The organism is Ancylobacter sp. Lp-2, from assembly GCF_020523795.1.
Taxonomy (GTDB): domain Bacteria; phylum Pseudomonadota; class Alphaproteobacteria; order Rhizobiales; family Xanthobacteraceae; genus Ancylobacter.
This window is the reverse complement of record NZ_JAJALI010000010.1, coordinates 78,477-97,697: the sequence shown is the minus strand read 5'-3', so window position 1 is coordinate 97,697 and position 19,221 is coordinate 78,477. Positions and strand designations below refer to the sequence as shown.

The 19,221-nt window shown below is 67.7% G+C and carries 19 protein-coding genes; 10 read left to right on the top strand and 9 right to left on the bottom strand.

The window, feature by feature from the left end; genetic code table 11:
• Window positions 1-25 precede the first annotated feature (25 nt).
• Together LGR54_RS21010 and LGR54_RS21005 are read left to right on the top strand one after the other, a co-directional pair.
• Window positions 26-1,381 carry an MFS transporter gene (locus LGR54_RS21010; RefSeq protein ID WP_230363919.1) on the top strand — a complete coding sequence of 452 codons (1,356 nt, stop codon included), beginning with the start codon at window positions 26-28 and terminating at the stop codon, window positions 1,379-1,381.
• Between the two features lie 90 nt (window positions 1,382-1,471).
• Entirely contained in the window at window positions 1,472-1,651 is a 180-nt protein-coding gene (locus LGR54_RS21005) for a DUF1328 family protein (protein WP_230363918.1), read from the top strand.
• Here the strand turns inward: LGR54_RS21005 and LGR54_RS21000 are convergent.
• Both LGR54_RS21000 and LGR54_RS20995 read right to left on the bottom strand, forming a co-directional pair.
• Window positions 1,648-2,331 (bottom strand): superoxide dismutase, encoded by a 684-nt coding sequence (locus LGR54_RS21000; RefSeq protein WP_230363917.1) that lies wholly within the window; start codon window positions 2,329-2,331, stop codon window positions 1,648-1,650. The genes LGR54_RS21005 and LGR54_RS21000 overlap by 4 nt on opposite strands.
• Window positions 2,332-2,437: 106 nt before the next feature.
• Window positions 2,438-3,118, bottom strand: a complete 681-nt coding sequence (locus LGR54_RS20995) for a hypothetical protein (RefSeq protein WP_230363916.1) — start codon at window positions 3,116-3,118, stop codon at window positions 2,438-2,440.
• A gap of 176 nt (window positions 3,119-3,294) precedes the next feature.
• On the opposite strand from LGR54_RS20995, the gene LGR54_RS25840 reads away from it, so the two are divergent.
• Complete coding sequence (locus LGR54_RS25840; RefSeq protein ID WP_255607843.1) at window positions 3,295-3,426, top strand: hypothetical protein; 132 nt, start codon at window positions 3,295-3,297, stop codon at window positions 3,424-3,426.
• A gap of 14 nt (window positions 3,427-3,440) precedes the next feature.
• Here the strand turns inward: LGR54_RS25840 and mbfA are convergent, their stop codons facing one another.
• Complete coding sequence (gene mbfA, locus LGR54_RS20990) at window positions 3,441-4,418, bottom strand: iron exporter MbfA (RefSeq protein WP_230363997.1); 978 nt, start codon at window positions 4,416-4,418, stop codon at window positions 3,441-3,443.
• Between the two features lie 196 nt (window positions 4,419-4,614).
• Between mbfA and LGR54_RS20985 the strand changes: the two genes are divergently transcribed.
• Both LGR54_RS20985 and LGR54_RS20980 read left to right on the top strand, forming a co-directional pair.
• A complete protein-coding gene (locus tag LGR54_RS20985) occupies window positions 4,615-4,959 on the top strand; it encodes a helix-turn-helix transcriptional regulator (protein ID WP_230363915.1) in 345 nt (114 codons plus the stop codon).
• The gene (locus LGR54_RS20980; RefSeq protein ID WP_230363914.1) at window positions 4,956-5,438 is read left to right on the top strand and encodes an SRPBCC family protein; all 483 of its coding nucleotides are present in this window, start codon (window positions 4,956-4,958) and stop codon (window positions 5,436-5,438) included. Before LGR54_RS20985 ends, LGR54_RS20980 begins: the two co-directional genes overlap by 4 nt.
• Window positions 5,439-5,625: 187 nt before the next feature.
• Here LGR54_RS20980 and LGR54_RS20975 read toward each other — a convergent pair whose 3' ends face one another.
• From LGR54_RS20975 to dnaG, 3 genes are all read right to left on the bottom strand, one after another.
• Window positions 5,626-6,000 (bottom strand): hypothetical protein, encoded by a 375-nt coding sequence (locus LGR54_RS20975; RefSeq protein ID WP_230363913.1) that lies wholly within the window; start codon window positions 5,998-6,000, stop codon window positions 5,626-5,628.
• Window positions 6,001-6,113: 113 nt separating this feature from the next.
• On the bottom strand, window positions 6,114-8,111 hold the full coding sequence (rpoD, locus tag LGR54_RS20970; protein WP_230363912.1) for an RNA polymerase sigma factor RpoD: 1,998 nt from the start codon (window positions 8,109-8,111) through the stop codon (window positions 6,114-6,116).
• 264 nt (window positions 8,112-8,375) lie between these two features.
• A complete protein-coding gene (gene dnaG / locus LGR54_RS20965; RefSeq protein ID WP_230363911.1) occupies window positions 8,376-10,325 on the bottom strand; it encodes a DNA primase in 1,950 nt (649 codons plus the stop codon).
• 219 nt (window positions 10,326-10,544) lie between these two features.
• Here dnaG and LGR54_RS20960 point away from each other — a divergent pair, with 219 nt between their 5' ends.
• Entirely contained in the window at window positions 10,545-10,916 is a 372-nt protein-coding gene (locus tag LGR54_RS20960; RefSeq protein WP_230363996.1) for a helix-turn-helix transcriptional regulator, read from the top strand.
• The gene (locus LGR54_RS20955; protein WP_230363910.1) at window positions 10,913-11,491 is read left to right on the top strand and encodes an SRPBCC family protein; all 579 of its coding nucleotides are present in this window, start codon (window positions 10,913-10,915) and stop codon (window positions 11,489-11,491) included. The genes LGR54_RS20960 and LGR54_RS20955 overlap by 4 nt, the downstream gene beginning before the upstream one ends.
• Before the next feature lie 11 nt (window positions 11,492-11,502).
• Here LGR54_RS20955 and LGR54_RS20950 read toward each other — a convergent pair whose 3' ends face one another.
• Together LGR54_RS20950 and LGR54_RS20945 are read right to left on the bottom strand one after the other, a co-directional pair.
• Entirely contained in the window at window positions 11,503-12,258 is a 756-nt protein-coding gene (locus LGR54_RS20950; RefSeq protein WP_230363909.1) for a transporter substrate-binding domain-containing protein, read from the bottom strand.
• Window positions 12,259-12,343: 85 nt separating this feature from the next.
• Window positions 12,344-12,799 (bottom strand): GatB/YqeY domain-containing protein, encoded by a 456-nt coding sequence (locus tag LGR54_RS20945; RefSeq protein ID WP_230363995.1) that lies wholly within the window; start codon window positions 12,797-12,799, stop codon window positions 12,344-12,346.
• A 252-nt stretch (window positions 12,800-13,051) separates the two neighbouring features.
• On the opposite strand from LGR54_RS20945, the gene carA reads away from it, so the two are divergent.
• Entirely contained in the window at window positions 13,052-14,257 is a 1,206-nt protein-coding gene (gene carA, locus LGR54_RS20940; protein WP_230363908.1) for a glutamine-hydrolyzing carbamoyl-phosphate synthase small subunit, read from the top strand.
• Window positions 14,258-14,325: 68 nt separating this feature from the next.
• On the opposite strand, the gene LGR54_RS20935 is transcribed toward carA, so the two are convergent.
• A complete protein-coding gene (locus LGR54_RS20935; RefSeq protein ID WP_230363907.1) occupies window positions 14,326-15,078 on the bottom strand; it encodes an SDR family oxidoreductase in 753 nt (250 codons plus the stop codon).
• 112 nt (window positions 15,079-15,190) lie between these two features.
• Between LGR54_RS20935 and LGR54_RS20930 the strand changes: the two genes are divergently transcribed.
• Window positions 15,191-15,601, top strand: a complete 411-nt coding sequence (locus LGR54_RS20930; protein WP_230363906.1) for a helix-turn-helix domain-containing protein — start codon at window positions 15,191-15,193, stop codon at window positions 15,599-15,601.
• 232 nt (window positions 15,602-15,833) lie between these two features.
• Window positions 15,834-19,169, top strand: a complete 3,336-nt coding sequence (gene carB / locus LGR54_RS20925) for a carbamoyl-phosphate synthase large subunit (protein ID WP_230363905.1) — start codon at window positions 15,834-15,836, stop codon at window positions 19,167-19,169.
• The last annotated feature ends 52 nt before the right edge of the window (window positions 19,170-19,221 follow it).

Here is a 19,221-nt window from a genome sequence, read left to right as displayed (position 1 = left end):
GCGCCTCCATCTGACCGGACCTGTCATGGCCAAGACCCTCGGCCCCGTCGCCGCGTTGCTGCTCGGCGTGTTCTTCCTGGTAACCGGAAGCGGCCTGCAGAACACGCTGCTGCCGCTGCGCGGCGCCTTCGAGGGATTCAGCGCCGTCAGCCTCGGCGTGCTCGGTTCGAGCTATTATCTCGGCTTCGTCGCCGGCTGCTTGATCGTGCCGCGCCTGGTGCGGCGCACCGGCCATATCCGCGCCTTCGCCGTACTCACCTCCAGCGCGGTGGCGGCGATGCTGGTGCATCCTTTGTGGATCGAGCCGGCGGTGTGGTTCGTGCTGCGTGCCGTCACCGGCTTCTGCTTCGCCGGGCTCTACCTGGTCATCGAGAGCTGGCTGAACGACCGCGCCACCAACCAGACGCGCGGCTTCGTCATGAGCGCCTATGTCATCGTCGACTATGCGGCGCTGACCGCCGGCCAGATGATGATCACCCTGTCGCCGGTGCGCGGCTTCGAGTTGTTCGCCGTCGCCGCCATCCTGTTCTCGCTGGCGACGCTGCCGGTGGCGATGACCGGCTCCGGACAGCCGGCGCCGATCGAGACCGCGCGTATCCGCCTGCTGCGCCTCACCCGCGCCGCGCCGGTGGGCGTGGTCGGCTGCTTCGTGGTCGGGCTCACCAATGGCTCGCTGTGGTCGCTGGGGCCGATCTTCGGCATCGGGCGCGGGCTGACCGCCGACGGCGCCGCCACCTTCATGAGCGCCGCGGTGGTCGCCGGCGCCATCGCGCAATGGCCGGTCGGCTTCCTCTCCGACCGCATGGACCGCCGGCGCATCCTCGCCTGGATCGTCGCCGGCGCCATGCTGGCCGGCCTGGTGCTGGGCTCGCTGCCGCTCGGGCTGTGGGGGCTCTCGGGCCTCGCCCTCATCTATGGCGCGCTCGCGCTGCCGGCCTATTCGCTCGCCGCCGCCCATGCCTACGACCGCACCTCGCCGAGCGAGGCGGTGGAGACGGCGGCCGGGCTGCTGCTCGCCTATGGCGTCGGCTCGGTGCTCGGCCCCTCGGTCGCCTCGGTGGGCATGCTGCACTGGGGGCCCGGCGCGCTGTTCTACTTCACCGCCATCAGCCACCTCATGCTGTTCGCCTTCGTGCAGTGGCGGATGGTGTGGAAGAAGGAAGTGCCGCCGACCGCCAAGGCGGCGGAGACCGTGGCCTGCTCGCCGACCGGCATGGTGCCGACGCCGGAGGCTCCTTCCCTGGCCCCGGACCCCGAGGCGATTATCCAGGCCGAGGTCCAAACCGCGACGGCCGACAGCACCGGCGAGGAGCCCGCATCTCCTCCGGTGGCGCAGGACCCGGTACTGGCACCGCAGGACGGACGTTCGGACGGCGCCTGAGGGAACCCCCGACCGGATGCGACGTTGCCGTCCGCGCCCGTCGAACCGAGGTTCGCCGGAACGGAGACATGCTGGGACGGAAACCTGCCGATGTTCAAATATGCCGTGATCTTCCTGATCATCTCGCTCATTGCCGGCGGCATCGGCTTTACCGGCGTCTCGGCGCTGGCGCGGCGGATCTCCTTCATCCTGTTCGGCCTGTTCTTCCTCGGCTTCCTGGCGCTGGTCGGCCTCGCCATGCTGGTCGACCACGCGATGACCACCCCCTAGCCGGGAGAAGCTCCGGCGAGGCGGTCGCCGACGAAGGCCCAGTTCACCCGCTCGTCGAGCAGCGCCTTCACATGCGCGGTACGCCGGTTCTCCCAGTCGAGATAATAGGCGTGCTCCCACACATCGATGCCGAGCAGCGGCGTCTTGCCCTCGGCGATCGGGTTGCCAGCATCCTGCAGGCCGAGCACCTCCAGCTTGCCATTGTCGGCCACCAGCCAGGCCCAGCCGGTGCCGAACACGCCATCGGCGACCTCGACGATCTTCGCCTTGAGGGGATCGATGCCGCCGAAATCACGAGTGGCGGCCTCGACGAGGACAGCGGGCGGGACGGCGGGACCGTCCTTGAACTGCTGCCAGTAGAAATTGTGGTTCCACGCCTGGCCGGCATTGTTGAACACCGGCACGGCGTTGTCCGCCTTGGCCCGGCGGATGACCTCCTCCAGCTCCATCTCGGCATAGGGCTTGCCGGCGACGAGGGCGTTCAGCTTGTCGAAATAGGCCTTGTGATGCTTGCCGTAATGCAGGCCGACGGTGCGGGCCGAGATGGCGGGAGCAAGGGCATCCTCGGCATAAGGCAGCGGCGGTTGCCGGAACGGGGCGGCGGCGCGGGCCAGATGTGGCGCGGCAAGGCCGGCGGCAGCGACGCCTGCCGTAGCGAGCAGGGTGCGACGGTCGATCATGAACGGGCTCCTTCGAGGTGGCCTCCACCGGGGAGACGCTCGAAAGGAACGGCACGGGCCGCGACTTCGTTCCGCGGCGCAGCGCGGCGGGCTCCCGCCCCTCCGCCTAGGGTGGCGGCGGAAAGGCGAGGATGCCGCGCGTATAGGTCTCGACCAGCGCACTGAGGGGGCGCCCGTCCGGCAGCTTCAGCACCGCGCGGTGCTCCAGCAGGAAATCCGGCATATCGAGCGGGCCGCCGGACGCGGCGGGGATCGGCGCGCCCATCTCCCAGCCTTCCGGCAACGGCTGCCACAGCAGCCGGGCCGACAGGGTGGAGCGGCTGAAGCCGAGCGGGCGCACCACCCGGCCGAAGGCGGTGTCGGTGGTCTCCAGCTCGCGGTTCATCTCCTCGCTCAGCAGAGCCGGCCGGTACCAGTTGTCCGCCTCCGACAACACGAGCCCGCCGCAGGCGAGCCGTACCCGGCGATAGACGACGCGCTCCTGCGGGCCGGCGCCGAGCAGCTCGCGGATGCCGGCATCGGCCGGCTTGTCGGCGTCGCGCACGCGGTCGGCCACCACCTTGGCGCCGGCCGGGGCGAGCCGGTGCGCGGCGCACCAGCGGTCCAGCGTCAGGGTGGCGCTGGGGTTGGAGAGCAGCTCGGCATTGAGCGTCTGCACCAGCGCATAGGCCTGGAGCCGCGCCAGCGCGGTATCCGGCCAGCCGGCCCGGCCGGCCTCGAAGGCGGGTGCCGGCGACGCGAGGCCGGCGACAAGGAGGAGAGCGAGTAGCAGGCGGCACGACAGCATGGGGAATCCGCAGGCGGGACATGGCGAAGCCGTATGGGATCGCCGAGGCTAGGCATATAGGGCACCGCTGCCAAGCGGCAAACCGTCTCGGCCTCCTTCCCCCGTTTGACGCAGCGCAAGGAGGCAGCGGCGACGCATGGCTAGGCTTTCTCCATCCAAGAACCGTGGAGGATGCCATGCCGCTCGAAACCGTTCTCTTCCTCGCCGCCGTGCTCATCGTGTTCGGCGGCTTCGCCGGCACCCTCGCCTATGTCGACGTCTCGACGCGCGCGGCACGGCGCGCCAACCACCCGCTCCCCGGAGAGTGAGCGGAGCGCGCCCCTCAGCTGCCGCCGATGAGAATGCCGGTGGCGAGCACCAGCGCGCCGCCGATCACCACCTGCACCACCGCGCGCAGGAACGGGGTCTCCATGTAGCGGTTCTGGATGAAGGCGATCGCCCAGAGCTCGACGAACACAACCGCGACGGCGATGGCGGTGGCGGTGCGAAATTCCGGGATGAAATAGGGCAGCGCGTGGCCGAGGCCGCCGATCGCGGTCATCACCCCGGAGGCGAGGCCGCGCTTGATCGGCGAGCCGCGCCCCGAAATGACGCCGTCATCATGCGCCGCCTCGGTGAAGCCCATGGAGATGCCGGCGCCGAGCGCAGCGGCGAGACCGACCTGCAGGGTGGTCCAGGAATTCTGCGTGGCGAAAGCGGTGGCGAAGATCGGCGCCAGCGTCGACACAGAGCCATCCATCAGCCCGGCCAGACCGGGCTGCACCCAGGTGAGTACGAATTGCCGGCGGGCGCGGCCGTCCTCCTCGGCACGGACGCCGTTCTGCTGCTGGCTGGCGGCGATGTGCTTGGCGAGATCGTGATGCCGCCGCTCCTCCATGGCGAGGTCGCCGAGCAGCCTGCGGGTGGCCGCATCGGTGCTCGCCGCCGCGGCGCGGGTGTAGAAATCCGCCGCGTCGTCCTCCATGCGCGCCGCCTCGCGGCGGATGTGCTCGATGCCGAGATTCTCCACCAGCCAGACCGGCCGGCGCGAATAATAGCCGGCAACATGCTCGCGGCGGATCAGCGGGATCACCTTGCCGAAGCGCTGCTGGAACAGGGCGATCAGCCGGGTGCGGTGGCCGTCCTCCTCCATCGCCATGGCGTCGAAGACGGCGGCGGTGTCGGGATAGTCGGCCCGGAGCTTCTCGGCATAGGTGGCGTAGATGCGCCCGTCATCCTCCTCGGAGGAGATGGCGAGGGCGAGCACCTCGGCTTCCGAGAGATCCGAGAACCGGCGGCGATGGGCGAGGCTGGCGAACATGGCGCTCATTTATTAGAATGATTCTAATGAATGTTCTAGCCCAAGGCGCCGGTGCCGGCAATGAAGACCTTGGTGGAAAGCCACCCCGGCCATCCGCAGGATGCGGAAGAGGCCGGGTTTGCCGGGCACCAAGCGGCCGAAGTCGCGTCAATAGTTAGGTATTGACCTAACTATTGACCTGACCTAGCCTCCGGGCATGACCACGCCCCATCTCGCCCTCGACGGCACGTTCCGCGCCCTCGCCGACCCGACCCGCCTCGCCGTGGTGGAAGCGCTGGTGCGCGGCCCCGCCTCGGTGAGCGACCTCGCCCGCCCGTTCGAGATGGCGATGCCGAGCTTCCTCCAGCATCTCAAGGTGCTGGAGGACAGCGGCCTCGTCGCCACCCGCAAGGTGGGGCGGGTGCGCACCTGCACCCTGCGCACCGAGCCACTCGCCGCCGCCGGCCACTGGCTCGACGCCCAGCGGCTGTTGTGGACCCAGCGCCTCGACCAGCTCGACAATTTGCTGCTGCAACTGAAAGACCAGGAGAAAACCCGATGACCGCCACGCCGCACACGATCTTCGACCCGAACCTCGACCTGGAGCTGCAGCGTGAGGTGGATGTGTCACCCCAATTGGTCTGGCGCGCCTGGACCGAGCCGGAACTGCTGAAGCAGTGGTTCACCCCCGCGCCGTGGAAGACCACCGATTGCGAGCTCGACCTGTGGCCCGGCGGCAAGTTCCGCACGGTGATGCGCGGCCCGGAGGGGCAGGTGCACGACAGCACCGGCTGCGTGCTCGCCGTGGTGCCGCAGAAGCTGCTGGTGTTCACCGACGCGCTCGGCCCCGGCTACCGCCCGACCGGCAGCGCCTTCATGAGCGCCTCGGTGGAGATCACCCCGACCGCCACCGGCACGCTCTACGTCGCCCGCGCCTTCCACAAGGACGAGGCGGCCAAGGCGCAGCACGAGGCGATGGGCTTCCACCAGGGCTGGGGCACGGCGTTCGAGCAGCTGGTGGCGCTGGTGCGGGGGCTCTAGCGGCGCATTTGCGCTCGCTGCCGGGGCCGAGCGCCCTTTGTCTCCCTCTCCCCAATGGCGAGAGAGAGCCCGCCCAGCAGGGCGATGAGGGAACAGGAGCATCATCGGCATCTCGCGCAGCTCATCCGCCCCCTCTCTCCGTCGGGGAGAGGGCGCGAGTGCCTTGCGCGCCCAAATAGATCCGCCCTCAGCTCGGCTCGTCCGGCTGGCCGTCGTCGTCCATGTCGGCGTGGAAGACGTGCAGCACGTGGTGCACGATGGGTGAGAGCACCACGCCCGTCGCCAGCACGATGACTAGGCCGGAGAAGATGGCGTAGGAGCCGGCGAACAGCTTGCCGGCCTCGGTGTGCAACTCGGACACCGGCCCCATGCCGGACAGGATCATCGCCGCGTTGAGGAAGGCGTCGACGAAGCCCATGCCCTCGAAGCCGGCATAGCCGGCCATGCCGACCGCCAGCCCGAACAGCATGATCGCGAACCAGATCGCGATCGCCTTGGCGAGGCGACTGAAGAACAGGCGCCGTGTCGTGTAAGGCTGGCTCAGGCGAACGAAAAACGACAAGGGCGGCGAAGCGGGGGCATCCGCCCCGGCCCTCGCCGCCCTCGTTACATTCGTCCGAGACTCGGTCTTGCGCGCCATCGCCGGCTCTCCTCAAGCCGGGACGACGCCGTCGCTCAATTGTCGAGGAAGCTGCGTAGCTTGCGCGAGCGGCTCGGGTGCTTGAGCTTGCGCAGCGCCTTCGCCTCGATCTGACGAATGCGCTCGCGCGTCACCGAGAACTGCTGGCCGACTTCTTCCAGCGTGTGGTCGGTGTTCATGCCGATGCCGAAGCGCATGCGCAGCACGCGCTCCTCGCGCGGGGTCAACGACGCTAGCACCCGCGTCGTCGTCTCGCGAAGATTGCTCTGGATCGCCGCGTCGATCGGCAGGATGGCGTTCTTGTCCTCGATGAAGTCGCCGAGGTGGCTGTCTTCCTCGTCGCCGATCGGCGTTTCCAGCGAGATCGGCTCCTTGGCGATCTTCAGGACCTTGCGGACCTTCTCCAAGGGCATGCCGAGTTTCTCGGCCAGCTCCTCCGGGGTCGGCTCGCGGCCGATCTCGTGCAGCATCTGGCGCGAGGTGCGGACGATCTTGTTGATCGTCTCGATCATGTGCACGGGGATGCGGATGGTGCGGGCCTGGTCGGCGATCGAACGGGTGATCGCCTGCCGGATCCACCAGGTGGCATAGGTCGAGAACTTGTAGCCGCGGCGGTACTCGAACTTATCGACCGCCTTCATCAGGCCGATATTGCCTTCCTGGATCAGGTCGAGGAACTGCAGGCCGCGATTGGTGTACTTCTTGGCGATGGAGATCACCAGGCGAAGGTTGGCCTCGACCATTTCCTTCTTGGCCTGACGAGCTTCCTTCTCGCCCTTCTGCACCATCTGCACGATCTTGCGGAATTCCAGGATCTCCAGCCCCGTCTCGGTGGCGAGGGCGTGGATTTCCGAGCGCAGATCCTTGATGCCGTCCAGCTCCTGGCCGACGAAGCCCTTCCAGCCGCGCGAAGTCAGATTCTTCACGCGGTTGATCCACTTGGGATCGAGCTCGTAGCCCTGATACTGCTTGAGGAAGTCCTCGCGGGCGACGCCGAAGCTCTCGGCGAGGCGCATCAGGCGGCCTTCCAGCGACACGAGGCGCTTGTTGATGTCGTAGAGCTGCTCGACCAGATTATCGATGCGCGCCTGGTTCAGCGACAGCGACTTCACCTCGCCGATTAGCTGGTCCTTCAGCGTCTTGTATTTGCGGTCCTGCGAAGGCGAGAGGCTCTCGTTCTTCAGCTTGGACTCGACGTTCTGGTCCTGCAGGCGGCGCAGCTTCTTGTAGGCGTCGGCGATGTTGTCGAAGGTCTCCAGCACCTTCGGCTTGATCTCCGCTTCCATGGCGGCGAGGGAGAGCGAGTTCTCCATGTCCTCGTCGTCGTCGGCGGCGATGCTCTCGCCGATGGTCTGCTCGCGGGCCTCGTCGCCGTCGGGCGCGATGGGGCCGCCCTCGACGATCGGGCCGTTCTTCGCCTCGGGACCGGCATAGGTCGCCTCAAGGTCGATGATGTCGCGCAGGAGAACCTTGCCCTCGACCAGCTCGTCGCGCCAGATGATGATGGCCTGGAAGGTCAGCGGGCTCTCGCACAGCCCGGCGATCATCGCCTCGCGGCCGGCCTCGATGCGCTTGGCAATGGCGATTTCGCCCTCGCGCGACAGCAGCTCGACCGAGCCCATCTCACGCAGATACATGCGCACCGGGTCGTCGGTGCGCTCGCCCGGCTCGGACTTGGTCTCCGAACGGATGACCGCGCGGGGAGCCGACTCGGCGATCTCGCCGCCGCTGCTCTCTTCCTCGTCGTCTCCGCCGCCCTCGCCTTCTTCCTCGCCGTCAGCCTCGGCCTCCTCGGCCTCGACGACGTTGATGCCCATCTCGTTGAGCATCGCGTAGATGTCCTCGATCTGGTCGGAGGTGTTCTGATCGGAGGGCAGAACTTCGTTCAGTTCGTCATAGGTGACGTAGCCGCGCTTCTTGGCGAGCTTGATCATCTTCCGGACGGCGGCGTCCGAAAGGTCGAGCAACGGGCTGTCCGGGGTATCGCCGTCCTTCTCGGGGGCTTCGGTCGCTTCCGCTGCCTGCTTCGCCATGCGCGTGCTCCTTCGACCGCCAGTGGCAACCGCCACCGGCAAAAGCGGCGGACAAACCACCGCCCCACCTAACATCCCGCTTCCGGGAAAATCCGGGTCCGACCTGCCGCGTCTACAGCAAGAACCGTAAACGTCCGCTTGCCTGTCCCGTCCTCTCCCCCGCGCCGGCCGGGTAATTCCGGCGCGAAGATGATGCCGACGCAAATAAGGGCCTCTCGCGCCACGGCGCCTTCACGCTCGCGGGCGGGTGACCCTGAACCTTCCTCACATCGACCGCCCCGGTCGTCCCGAAGCGGCGCCGAACCCCTCTACCAAAGCTTCGGTCCCGTCAAGTGCCGCAAGCTGTCTTTGTACGTCGAGGAAACGAGCCCAGTTGAGTTCGTCGGGCTCCTCGGCGAGGCGTTTTTCCGCCTCCTTGATGTCCTTAGATAGAGCGTGAGCGCGCCGGTGCAAGACCAGCCGCTGATGCCACCACAATTCGACATCGGCCGGCGCCGCCTCGGCGAAGGCCGGCCAGTCGTGGCGCGGCACCGCCTGCGCGGCGAGGCGGCGAGCAAGATCGGCAAGGCCCTCCGCCTCGATGCGCGCGGCGACGCTCGGGGCGTCCTCGCAACCTTCGAGATGGGCGGTGAGCAGCATCTGGCGCAGCCGGTCGGAATCCTTGTTAAGGAAGGGCAACTCGGCGACATCCTCGGCCGAGCGGTCGAGCAGCCAGGGATGGTTCATCAGCGCGAACAGCAGCAGCGCCTCGTTGCGCGGCACCGCACTGGCGGCGCCCTGGATCAACGCCGACCGGCGCAGGCCCTCGCCGGCGACAGCATCGCGCGGCGACGGGGTGCGGTCGGCCCAGCCCTTGCCGGACCCTCCCCGCCCCGGACCGCCACGGCCCGGCCCCTTGCGGCCTTCGCCGAACGGGCGGCGCTGGCCGCCGGTCGAGACGCTGGCGGGGGCGAACAGCGCGCGGAAGCGCTCCATCAAATCGGCGCGATAATGCTTGCGGACCGTCTCGTCGGCGATAAGCCGGATGATCTCGCCGATGCGCGCCTCCAGCGCGGCGCGGCGCTCCGGCGTGTCGTAGGTCGCGTTCTCCAGTTCGCGGTTCCACAGCACTTCGGCGAGCGGGCGGGCCTGCGCCAGCACGCCCTCCATCGCCTCGCGGCGGCCGGCGCGGATGAGGTCGTCGGGATCCTGTCCGTCGGGCAGCGTGCCGAAGGTGAGGCTCACGCCGGGCTTGAGATGCGGCAAGGCGAGGTCGAGGGCGCGCCAGGCGGCGCGGCGGCCGGCCTTGTCGCCGTCGAACAGCAGCAGCGGCTCGGGCGCCATCTTCCAGAGCAGCGCGAGCTGCTCCTCGGTGAGCGCGGTGCCGAGCGGTGCCACGGCGGCGGGGAAACCGGCCTCGACCATGGCGATGACGTCGACATAGCCCTCGACCGCGATCACGGGCGCGCCCTTGTGGGCGGCGGCACGGGCCGAAAAGCCGTTATAAAGCAGCGATCCCTTGTGGAAGAGCGGCGTCTCCGGCGAGTTGAGGTACTTCGCCGGAACGTCCTTCTCCAGCGCCCGGCCGCCAAAGGCGACGACGCGGCCGCGCAGATCGTGGATGGGGAACATCACGCGATCGCGGAACCGGTCATAGGGGACCGGGATGTCCTCGGCGGCGATGAGCAGGCCGGCCTCGACCATGTCCTCGACCGGGATGCCACGGGCGCCGAGCGCCTCCTTCAGCGCGAAGCGCTCGGGCAGCGCATAGCCGAGGCGGAAGCGCGCCTGCGTCGCCGGGCCGAGGCCGCGATCGGCGAGATAGCCGCGCCCCTTGGCGCCGGCACGGCCCTGCAGCATCGCCTCGTAATATTTCGCCGCGAGCTCCATCACCTCGTGAAGCGTCTTGCGGCGGACCTCCTTCGCCTCCTCCTCGCGGGAGGAGACCGGCATCGGCACGCCGGCCATGTTGGCGAGCCGCTCCACCGCCTCCGGGAAGGCGAGGCCCTCGGTCTCCATCAGGAAGTCGAACTGGTCGCCATGCTTGCTGGAGGAGAAGCAGTGATAGAAGCCCTTCTGGTCGTTGACGTAGAAGGACGGCGTCTTCTCGGCGTTGAAGGGCGACAGGCCCCGCCACTCACGCCCCTGCTTCTTCAGCTGCACGCGCTTGCCCACCACCTCCGACAGCGGGAGGCGTTGGCGAATCTCGTCGAGAAACGAGGGCGGAAAGCGCATGGAGTGGTTTGAACCGGTGTTTCGCGGACGCCTAGCAACAGGCAAGAGCCGGGCCGAGTGACCTTAAGGCGTCCCGGCTAAAGGGTCGAGCCGCCGATGCGGCCCATCGGGACGCATGAGAGCCGCACCCGCTATCCACATTATCCACCGTGGAAAAGAGTCGCGCAACACTCAACCGATCAGTTGACAATCAGAGCGCGCTGGCAGATATTCAACCTCATGGTTGAGCAACTTCCGATATCCACGCCGCTGGACCTCGTGTTCCACGCCCTCGCCGATCCAACGCGCCGGGCGATGCTGCACGCACTCTCCAACGGAGAACGCACGGTCGGTGAACTCGCCGAGCCGTTCGCCAACACCATGTCTCTTGCCGGCGCCTCCAAGCATGTGAAAGCGCTGGAGTCCGCCGGCCTGATCCGCCGCGAAGTGAAGGGGCGCCAGCATCTGTGCCGCCTCGACGCCGCCCGGCTCGCCGACGCCGCCCAATGGCTCAGCTTCTACGAACGCTTCTGGACCGAACGCCTGAACGTCCTCGACGCCCTGCTGCGTGAGGAGGACGCCCAATCGGACACACAGGGAGACCAGAGATGAACCAGCACGCCACCGCCCAAACCTCCGCCGGTGCCTTCGCCGCCGACGGGTACGGCACCCGCCTCGCCCCCGACACGCTACGCTTCGAACGCCTGCTGCCCGGTCCGGTGGAACGGGTTTGGGCCTATCTCACCGAGCCGGAAAAGCGTCGCCGCTGGATGGCCGACGGCTCGATGGACCTCTCTCCCGGCGGCCAGGTCGATCTCGTGTTCCGCAATGGCGAGCTGAATGGCGGCCAGCCGACGCCGGAGCGCTTCGCCAAATATGAGGGCGAGCACCACAATCAGGGCGTCGTGCTGGCCTGCGAGCCCAACCGGCTGCTGCGCTTCAGTTGGGACGGCTGCTCGGCCGGCGCCTCGGAGGTGACTTTCGAGCTCGCCCCGCGCGGCGAGAAGGTGCTGCTCACCGTCACCCACCAGCGCCTCGCCTCGCGCGACGCCATGCTCAGCGTGGCCGGCGGCTGGCACTCCCACCTCGCCTTGCTGGTCGAGGAGCTGGAAGGCCACGAGCGCCCGGCGATCTGGTCGCTCATGTCGCGTTATGTCGACGAGTACGACGCCCGCCTTCCCAAATAAGGCGGCTCACGTCAGGCGGCGGGGGCGACGCCCAACTTGCCCTCGACGCCGTGCCGGGCGATCAGCCCGGCGACGAAGCCGGACGCCTTGGCGGCCTCGACGAAACGGACGATCTCGTCGAGCGCCGCCGCCTTGGCCTTCGGCGTGCCGATGGCCTGCTGCACGGCGGCGTACTGGCCGGGCAGCAGCCGCCCGCCCGGCACGCGGGCGAGATCGGCGAGCAGGCCAGGACGCAGGCCGGCGAGCGCGTCGCGCTTGTTGTCGATGAAGTCGGCGAGCGCCTCGGCCATGCTCTCGGAAGGCACCAGCGTCGCATGGGCGACGTTGCGTTCCAGCCAGAGGCCGTAGGCCGTGCGCCGCGTCACCGCGATCTCGATGCCGGGCGCGTCGACCTCGGCCACCGCCTGCAAGGGCGAGCCGGCCGGCACCAGATAGGTCGCCTCGATCTCGCAATAGGCGGGCGTGAAGGCGATCACCTCCGCCCGCTGCGGCTCGGCGCCGATATTGGCGATGTCCCACTCGTCACGGGAGGCCGCGTCGGCGACGAGGCCCGGCGAGGCATAGGGCACCAGCTTCAGCGCCACGCCGAGGTGATCGGCGAAAGCGCGCGCCATGTCCGGCGAAACGCCCACGGGGTCGCCAGCCTCGGTGCGGCCGGTTACCAGCAGGAAGTTCGACAGGTTGATGCCAGCGCGCAGCACGCCGCCGGGCGCCAGCAAATCGCGCACCGCGGAGGACGGCGGCGCAAGGTCGGGACGGGCACTCATGGAGGATCCTGCCGAATAGAGCCGCCAACTGGCGGAGGCCGAAGAGGAAATCCGGCCAGCGGGGCATCCCGCCGGCCGGCCTGGATCACGCGGTGAGCAGCGCCTTGACCGCGCCGCTCGCCTTGCCGAAATCCATCACGCCGGTGTAGCGCTCCTTGAGCGCCGCCATGGTGCGGCCCATGTCCTTGAGGCCGTGGGCCTCGATCTCGGCGATCACCTCGGCGATGGCGGCCTGCGATTCGGCCTCGCTCATCTGCGTCGGCAGGAAGAAGAGGATGACCTTGATCTCCTCGCGCTCCTGCGTCGCGAGATCGACGCGGCCGGCTTCCTCATAGACCTTGGCGGATTCCTCGCGCTGCTTGACCATCTTGGTCAAAAGGCCGAGCAGATCGTCGTCCGACAGCGGATCCTTGCCCTGGCCGCGCGCCTCGATGTCGCGGTCCTTGATCGCCGCATTGATCAGCCGCAGCGTGCCCAGCCGCAGCTTGTCGCCGGCCTTCATCGATTCCTTCAGGGCGGTATTGATCTTCTCGCGCAGCACGTCTGCCTCTCTTCCCATTCTATGTCCGGGCGGCGGCGGCGACCGGTGTCGCGCCGCTCCGTCACGCCCAAAAACTCCGAAAATGTCCCACGGCCGCGACCGGCCGCCTGATTTCCGCCGCCCAAGCCTTCCATGCAGCTCGGACCTCCATGCAGCTCCGCGCTGCACGAAGAGCCGATGCGCAGCGTTGCGGGCTGGCATAAGGCGCGGCAAACGATTAATTAGGCCACACTTAACCGAGGAACAAGACACATGAGCGGCAACGCATCCGATGCGGCCACCGATGACGTGTGGGCCGAACCGCTTCCCACCGCGCTTCTCGTTCTCGCCGACGGCACCGTGCTGGAAGGCTTCGGGCTGGGCGCCACCGGCCATGCGGTGGGCGAGGTGTGCTTCAACACCGCGATGACCGGCTATCAGGAAGTGCTGACCGACCCGTCCTATGCCGGGCAGATCATCACCTTCACCTTCCCGCATATCGGCAATGTCGGCACCAATGAGGAAGACATCGAGACCGTCTCGATGGCCGGCGCCTCCGGGGTGCGCGGCGTGGTGCTGCATTCCGCCATCACCGACCCGTCGAACTACCGCGCCACCCGCCATTTCGACCAGTGGCTGAAGGCGCGCGGCATCATCGCCATCTCCGGCATCGACACCCGCGCGCTCACCGCGCTGATCCGTGACAAGGGCATGCCGAACGCGGTGATCGCCCACGCGCCGGACGGCACGTTCGACCTGCCCGCGCTCAAGAAGGAAGCGGCCGACTGGCCGGGCCTCGTCGGCATGGACCTGGTGCCGATGGTGACCAGCGCCCAGCGCTTCTCGTGGGACGAGACGCCCTGGCAGTGGCCGGAAGGCTATGGCCAGCAGACCGCGCCGGTGCATCACGTGGTCGCCGTCGACTACGGCATCAAGCGCAACATCCTGCGCCTGCTCGCCCGCGCCGGCTGCAAGGTGACGGTGGTGCCCGCCACCGCCTCGGCCGACGACATCCTGTCGCTGAAGCCGGACGGCGTGTTCCTGTCCAACGGCCCCGGCGACCCGGCCGCGACCGGCGAATATGCGGTGCCGGTGATTCGCGACATCATCGAGCGCGGCATCCCGACCTTCGGCATCTGCCTCGGCCACCAGATGCTCGGCCTCGCGGTGGGCGGGCGCACGATGAAGATGCATCAGGGCCATCACGGGGCGAACCACCCGGTGAAGGACATGACCACCGGCAAGGTGGAGATCACCTCGATGAACCACGGCTTCGCCGTCGACCGCGACAGCCTGCCGGCCACCGCGCAGGAGACGCACGTCTCCCTGTTCGACGGCTCGAATGCCGGCATCCAACTGACCGACAAGCCGGTGTTCTCGGTGCAGTACCATCCCGAGGCGAGCCCCGGCCCGCAGGACAGCCACTATCTGTTCGACCGCTTCGTCGAGATGATCGCCAACAACAAGAAGGCGGCCTGAGGCCGCCTTCCTTCGCGAACAGGCACGGTGAAAGGCCGGGAGCGGGCGCGCTCCCGGCCTTTTTCGCGTCAGTGGGTGCCGTTCAGAGCGGCGAAGACCTGGTCATACTCTCCGCGCGCCTCCGCCCCGCGCAGGAAGCCAACCCGCTCGACGCAGATCTCCGGTCCCTTGGGATGCGCCTTCAGCAGCGCGACCGTCTCGGCGATGAAGGCGTCGAGCGGCATCGAGTTGGGGTTCTGCGCGTGGCCCGGCATCAGATCGGTGGCGACCGCTGGCGGCACGATCTCGATCACGTCCACCGAGGTGCCGGCGAGTTGCGCGCGCAGGCTCTGGCTCCAGGAATGGATCGCCGCCTTGGTGGCGTTGTAGGTCGGGGTGAGGACCAGCGGCACGAAGGCGAGGCCGGACGAGACGGTCACCACCGTGGCAGCGGGCTGGCGCTTGAAATGCGGCAGCAGCGCCGTCGACAGCCGGATCGGGCCCAGCAGGTTGGTGGCGATGATCGCCTCCGGCACGGCGAGATCGACCGGCTCGGCGGTGAAGTCCTCGGCGACCATGATGCCGGCATTGTTGATCACGACATTCAGCGCCGGATAGGTCGCCGCCACCGTGCCGGCGAAGGCGACGATCGCCTGCGCGTCGGACATGTCGAGAACTTCGTAGGCCATGCCGGGATTGGCGGCGACGGTCTCTTCCAGTGCGTCCCTGCGACGGCCGGTGATGATGACCCTATTGCCCTCCCGGTGCAGTGTCTCGGCCAATGCACGGCCGATGCCGGCATTGCCACCGGTGATGAGGATCGTGTTGCCGCTGATGTCCATTTCTGCCTCCGCGAATGCTGGTGCTTGCGTCGGCGATGGTTATAGGGTTCACACTTACTCCTAGAAAGAAGGCACATGAAATATCTATACTTACCTGAAAGAGAGTGAAGACATGTCCGCTCCAATCCCTCGCCCCGCCGAGCCGCGGGAGACGCATCCAGACACGGTCGACCCGCGGGTCGAGGCGCTGGTCAATGAGGTGATCGGCCGCGTCGCCGACAAATGGACGATGATCGTGCTGGAGGTGCTGACCGAGCATGGCGAGTTGCGCTTCACCCGCATCGGCGAGTTCGCCGGCGGCATCAGCCAGAAAATGCTCACCCAGACGCTGCGACAAATGGAACGCGACGGCTTGGTGCTGCGCACGGTGCACCCGGTGATTCCGCCGCGCGTCGAGTACCGCCTCACCGATCTCGGCCTCAGCCTCGCCGAGGCATTCTGCGGCGTCTGGCAGTGGGCGGAAGCCAATATCGCGCGCATCGAGCACGCCCGCGCAGCGTTCGACGCGGCGAAGGCTGGATGAGGCCGGCGGCGTAGCGCGCCGCCCCGCCCGTGCAGAAAGGAGGGGCCGCTCCGCGCGCCATGCAGAGCCTTGACGCATGGGCGCCCTTCCCCCTCGCGGGAATCTGGTTTAAGGGAAGCGCCCAATTGCGGGGCACACCTCCGCCAACAAACTGATCCGGGTTCACCAGGACGCGTCGCAAACGCGTCCTTTTTCGTGCGCCCGGACATATGCGCGAGCCGCACGGGATCCGATGCCGAAACGCACAGACATTTCCACCATCCTCATCATCGGCGCCGGCCCGATCGTCATCGGCCAGGCCTGCGAGTTCGATTATTCCGGCACCCAGGCGTGCAAGACCCTCAAGTCCGAGGGCTACCGCGTGGTGCTAGTGAACTCCAATCCGGCGACCATCATGACGGATCCGGATCTCGCCGATTCCACCTATATCGAGCCGATCACCCCGGAAATCGTCGCCAAGATCATCGCCAAGGAGCGCTATGTCGCTCCCGGCGGCTTCGCGCTGCTGCCCACCATGGGCGGCCAGACCGCGCTGAACTGCGCGCTGTCGCTGCGCAAGATGGGCGTGCTCGACGAATACGACATCGAGATGATCGGCGCCACGGCGGAGGCCATCGACAAGGCCGAGGATCGCGAGCTGTTCCGCGACGCGATGACCAAGATCGGCCTGGACACGCCGCGCTCGCGCCAGATCAAGAACCTGCCGCAGGCGCTGGAAGCGCTCGACGAAATCGGCCTGCCGGCGATCATCCGCCCGTCCTTCACCATGGGCGGACAGGGCGGCGGCATCGCCTACAACAAGTCGGAATATATCGAGATCATCGAGCGCGGCATCGACGCCTCGCCCACCAATGAAGTGCTGGTAGAAGAAAGCGTGCTCGGCTGGAAGGAGTACGAGATGGAGGTCGTCCGCGACAAGGCGGACAACTGCATCATCGTCTGCTCCATCGAGAACATCGACCCGATGGGCGTGCACACCGGTGATTCGATCACCGTGGCGCCGGCGCTGACGCTGACCGACAAGGAATACCAGATCATGCGCGACGCCTCGCTGGCGGTGCTGCGCGAGATCGGGGTGGAGACCGGCGGCTCCAACGTCCAGTTCGCCATCGACCCGGAAACGGGCCGGATGATCGTCATCGAGATGAACCCGCGCGTGTCGCGTTCCTCGGCGCTGGCGTCGAAGGCCACCGGCTTCCCGATCGCCAAGGTCGCCGCCCGCCTCGCGGTCGGCTACACACTGGACGAGATCGCCAACGACATCACCGGCGGCGCCACCCCGGCCTCGTTCGAGCCGACCATCGACTACGTCGTCACCAAGATCCCCCGCTTCGCCTTCGAGAAGTTCCCCGGCGCCGACCCGGTGCTGACCACCTCGATGAAGTCGGTCGGCGAGGCGATGGCCATCGGCCGTACCTTCCAGGAATCGCTGCAGAAGGCGCTGCGCTCGCTGGAGACCGGGCTGACCGGCCTCGACGAGATCGAGATCGAGGGCCTCGGCCAGGGCGACGACAAGAACGCCATCCGCGCCGCCATCGGCACGCCGACGCCGAACCGCCTCCTCCAGGTGGCGCAGGCGATGCGGCTCGGCCTCGACAACGAGGCCATCCACGCCGGCTGCAAGATCGACCCGTGGTTCCTCGACCAGATCCGCGAGATCGTCGACACCGAGGCGAAGATCCGCGCCCACGGCCTGCCGAAGACCGCCAGTGCCTTCCGCCGGCTGAAGGCGATGGGCTTCTCCGACCAGCGCCTCGCCAGCCTCACCCGTCAGCACGAGGCGGATGTGTCGGCGCAGCGCCGCGCGCTCGACGTGCGCCCGGCCTATAAGCGCATCGATACCTGCGCCGCCGAGTTCGCCTCGCCGACCGCCTACATGTATTCGAGCTACGAGACGCCGTTCGCCGGCGCGGTGGCGGACGAGAGCCGCCCGTCGGACCGCAAGAAGGTCGCCATCCTCGGCGGCGGGCCGAACCGCATCGGCCAGGGCATCGAGTTCGACTATTGCTGCTGCCACGCCGCCTTCGCGCTGGACGAGGCCGGGTACGAGACCATCATGGTCAACTGCAACCCGGAGACCGTCTCGACCGATTACGACACCTCGGACCGGCTGTATTTCGAGCCGCTGACCGCCGAGGACGTGATCGAGATCCTCGACCGCGAACGCTCGAACGGCACGCTGCACGGCGTCATCGTGCAGTTCGGTGGCCAGACCCCGCTGAAGCTGGCCCGCGCGCTTGAGGATGCCGACATCCCGATCCTCGGCACCTCACCGGACGCCATCGACCTCGCCGAGGACCGCGACCGGTTCAAGACGCTGCTCGACCGCCTGCGGCTCAAGCAGCCGGCGAACGGCATCGCCTATTCGGTGGAACAGGCGCGGCTCGTGACCGCCGAACTCGGTTATCCGCTGGTGGTGCGCCCGTCCTATGTGCTGGGCGGCCGCGCGATGCAGATCATCCATGAGGAGTCGCAGCTCGGCGACTACCTGCTCGGCACCCTGCCCGAGCTGGTGCCGAACGACGTCAAGGCGCGCTATCCGAACGACAAGACCGGGCAGATCAACACCCTGCTCGGCAAGAACCCGCTGCTGTTCGACCGTTACCTGTCGGATGCCATCGAAGTGGATGTCGACTGCCTCGCCGACGGCACCGACACCTTCATCTGCGGCATCATGGAGCACATCGAGGAGGCCGGCATCCATTCGGGTGACAGCGCCTGTTCGCTGCCGCCCTACTCGCTGTCCGCCGAGACCATCGCCGAGCTGGAGCAACAGACGCGGAAGATGGCGCTGGCGCTTGGCGTCGGTGGCCTGATGAACGTGCAGTACGCGATCAAGGACGGGGTAATCCACGTTCTGGAGGTCAATCCCCGCGCGTCGCGCACCGTGCCCTTCGTCGCCAAGGTGGTTGGCGAGCCCTTCGCCAAGATCGCCGCCCGGGTCATGGCCGGCGAGAAGCTGGCGTCGTTCGGCCTCAAGCCGGCGGCGCTCTACCATGTGGCGGTGAAGGAGGCGGTGTTCCCCTTCGCCCGCTTCCCCGGCGTCGACACCGTGCTCGGCCCGGAGATGCGCTCCACCGGCGAGGTGATGGGCCTCGACCGTTCCTTCGAGGTCGCTTTCGCCAAGAGCCAGCTCGGCGGCGGCACCAAGGTGCCGAAATCGGGGACGGTGTTCATCTCGGTGCGCGAGGACGACAAGCCGCGCATCCTCGACACCGCGCGGCTTTTGACCTCGCTGGGCTTCAAGGTGCTGGCGACTTCCGGCACCCAGCGCTACCTCGCCGAGAACGGCATCGCCGCCACCAAGGTGAACAAGGTGCTGGAAGGCCGGCCGCATATCGTCGACGCGATCAAGAACGGCGATGTGCAGCTGGTGTTCAACACCACCGAGGGCGCGCAGGCGCTGGCGGATAGCCGCTCGTTGCGGCGCGCCGCCCTCTTGCACAAAGTGCCGTATTACACCACCCTATCCGGTGCCATCGCAGCGGCGCGCGGGATCAAGGCCTATATCGGCGGCGATCTGGAAGTGCGGGCCCTGCAGGATTACTTCAGGCACGACCGGGTCTGACCTCGCGATTCGCGACTTGGCGAATCGCAGGCGATCCGGCCGACAACCGACA

What these genes read in the sequence shown, in the direction of transcription:
- LGR54_RS21010 (WP_230363919.1), top strand. Translation starts at nt 26, where the DNA reads ATGGCCAAGACCCTCGGCCCCGTCGCCGCGTTGCTGCTCGGCGTGTTC.
- LGR54_RS21005 (WP_230363918.1), top strand. Translation starts at nt 1,472, where the DNA reads ATGTTCAAATATGCCGTGATCTTCCTGATCATCTCGCTCATTGCCGGC.
- LGR54_RS21000 (WP_230363917.1), bottom strand. Translation starts at nt 2,331, where the DNA reads ATGATCGACCGTCGCACCCTGCTCGCTACGGCAGGCGTCGCTGCCGCC.
- LGR54_RS20995 (WP_230363916.1), bottom strand. Translation starts at nt 3,118, where the DNA reads ATGCTGTCGTGCCGCCTGCTACTCGCTCTCCTCCTTGTCGCCGGCCTC.
- LGR54_RS25840 (WP_255607843.1), top strand. Translation starts at nt 3,295, where the DNA reads ATGCCGCTCGAAACCGTTCTCTTCCTCGCCGCCGTGCTCATCGTGTTC.
- mbfA (WP_230363997.1), bottom strand. Translation starts at nt 4,418, where the DNA reads ATGTTCGCCAGCCTCGCCCATCGCCGCCGGTTCTCGGATCTCTCGGAA.
- LGR54_RS20985 (WP_230363915.1), top strand. Translation starts at nt 4,615, where the DNA reads ATGACCACGCCCCATCTCGCCCTCGACGGCACGTTCCGCGCCCTCGCC.
- LGR54_RS20980 (WP_230363914.1), top strand. Translation starts at nt 4,956, where the DNA reads ATGACCGCCACGCCGCACACGATCTTCGACCCGAACCTCGACCTGGAG.
- rpoD (WP_230363912.1), bottom strand. Translation starts at nt 8,111, where the DNA reads ATGGCGAAGCAGGCAGCGGAAGCGACCGAAGCCCCCGAGAAGGACGGC.
- dnaG (WP_230363911.1), bottom strand. Translation starts at nt 10,325, where the DNA reads ATGCGCTTTCCGCCCTCGTTTCTCGACGAGATTCGCCAACGCCTCCCG.
- LGR54_RS20960 (WP_230363996.1), top strand. Translation starts at nt 10,545, where the DNA reads ATGGTTGAGCAACTTCCGATATCCACGCCGCTGGACCTCGTGTTCCAC.
- LGR54_RS20955 (WP_230363910.1), top strand. Translation starts at nt 10,913, where the DNA reads ATGAACCAGCACGCCACCGCCCAAACCTCCGCCGGTGCCTTCGCCGCC.
- LGR54_RS20950 (WP_230363909.1), bottom strand. Translation starts at nt 12,258, where the DNA reads ATGAGTGCCCGTCCCGACCTTGCGCCGCCGTCCTCCGCGGTGCGCGAT.
- carA (WP_230363908.1), top strand. Translation starts at nt 13,052, where the DNA reads ATGAGCGGCAACGCATCCGATGCGGCCACCGATGACGTGTGGGCCGAA.
- LGR54_RS20935 (WP_230363907.1), bottom strand. Translation starts at nt 15,078, where the DNA reads ATGGACATCAGCGGCAACACGATCCTCATCACCGGTGGCAATGCCGGC.
- LGR54_RS20930 (WP_230363906.1), top strand. Translation starts at nt 15,191, where the DNA reads ATGTCCGCTCCAATCCCTCGCCCCGCCGAGCCGCGGGAGACGCATCCA.
- carB (WP_230363905.1), top strand. Translation starts at nt 15,834, where the DNA reads ATGCCGAAACGCACAGACATTTCCACCATCCTCATCATCGGCGCCGGC.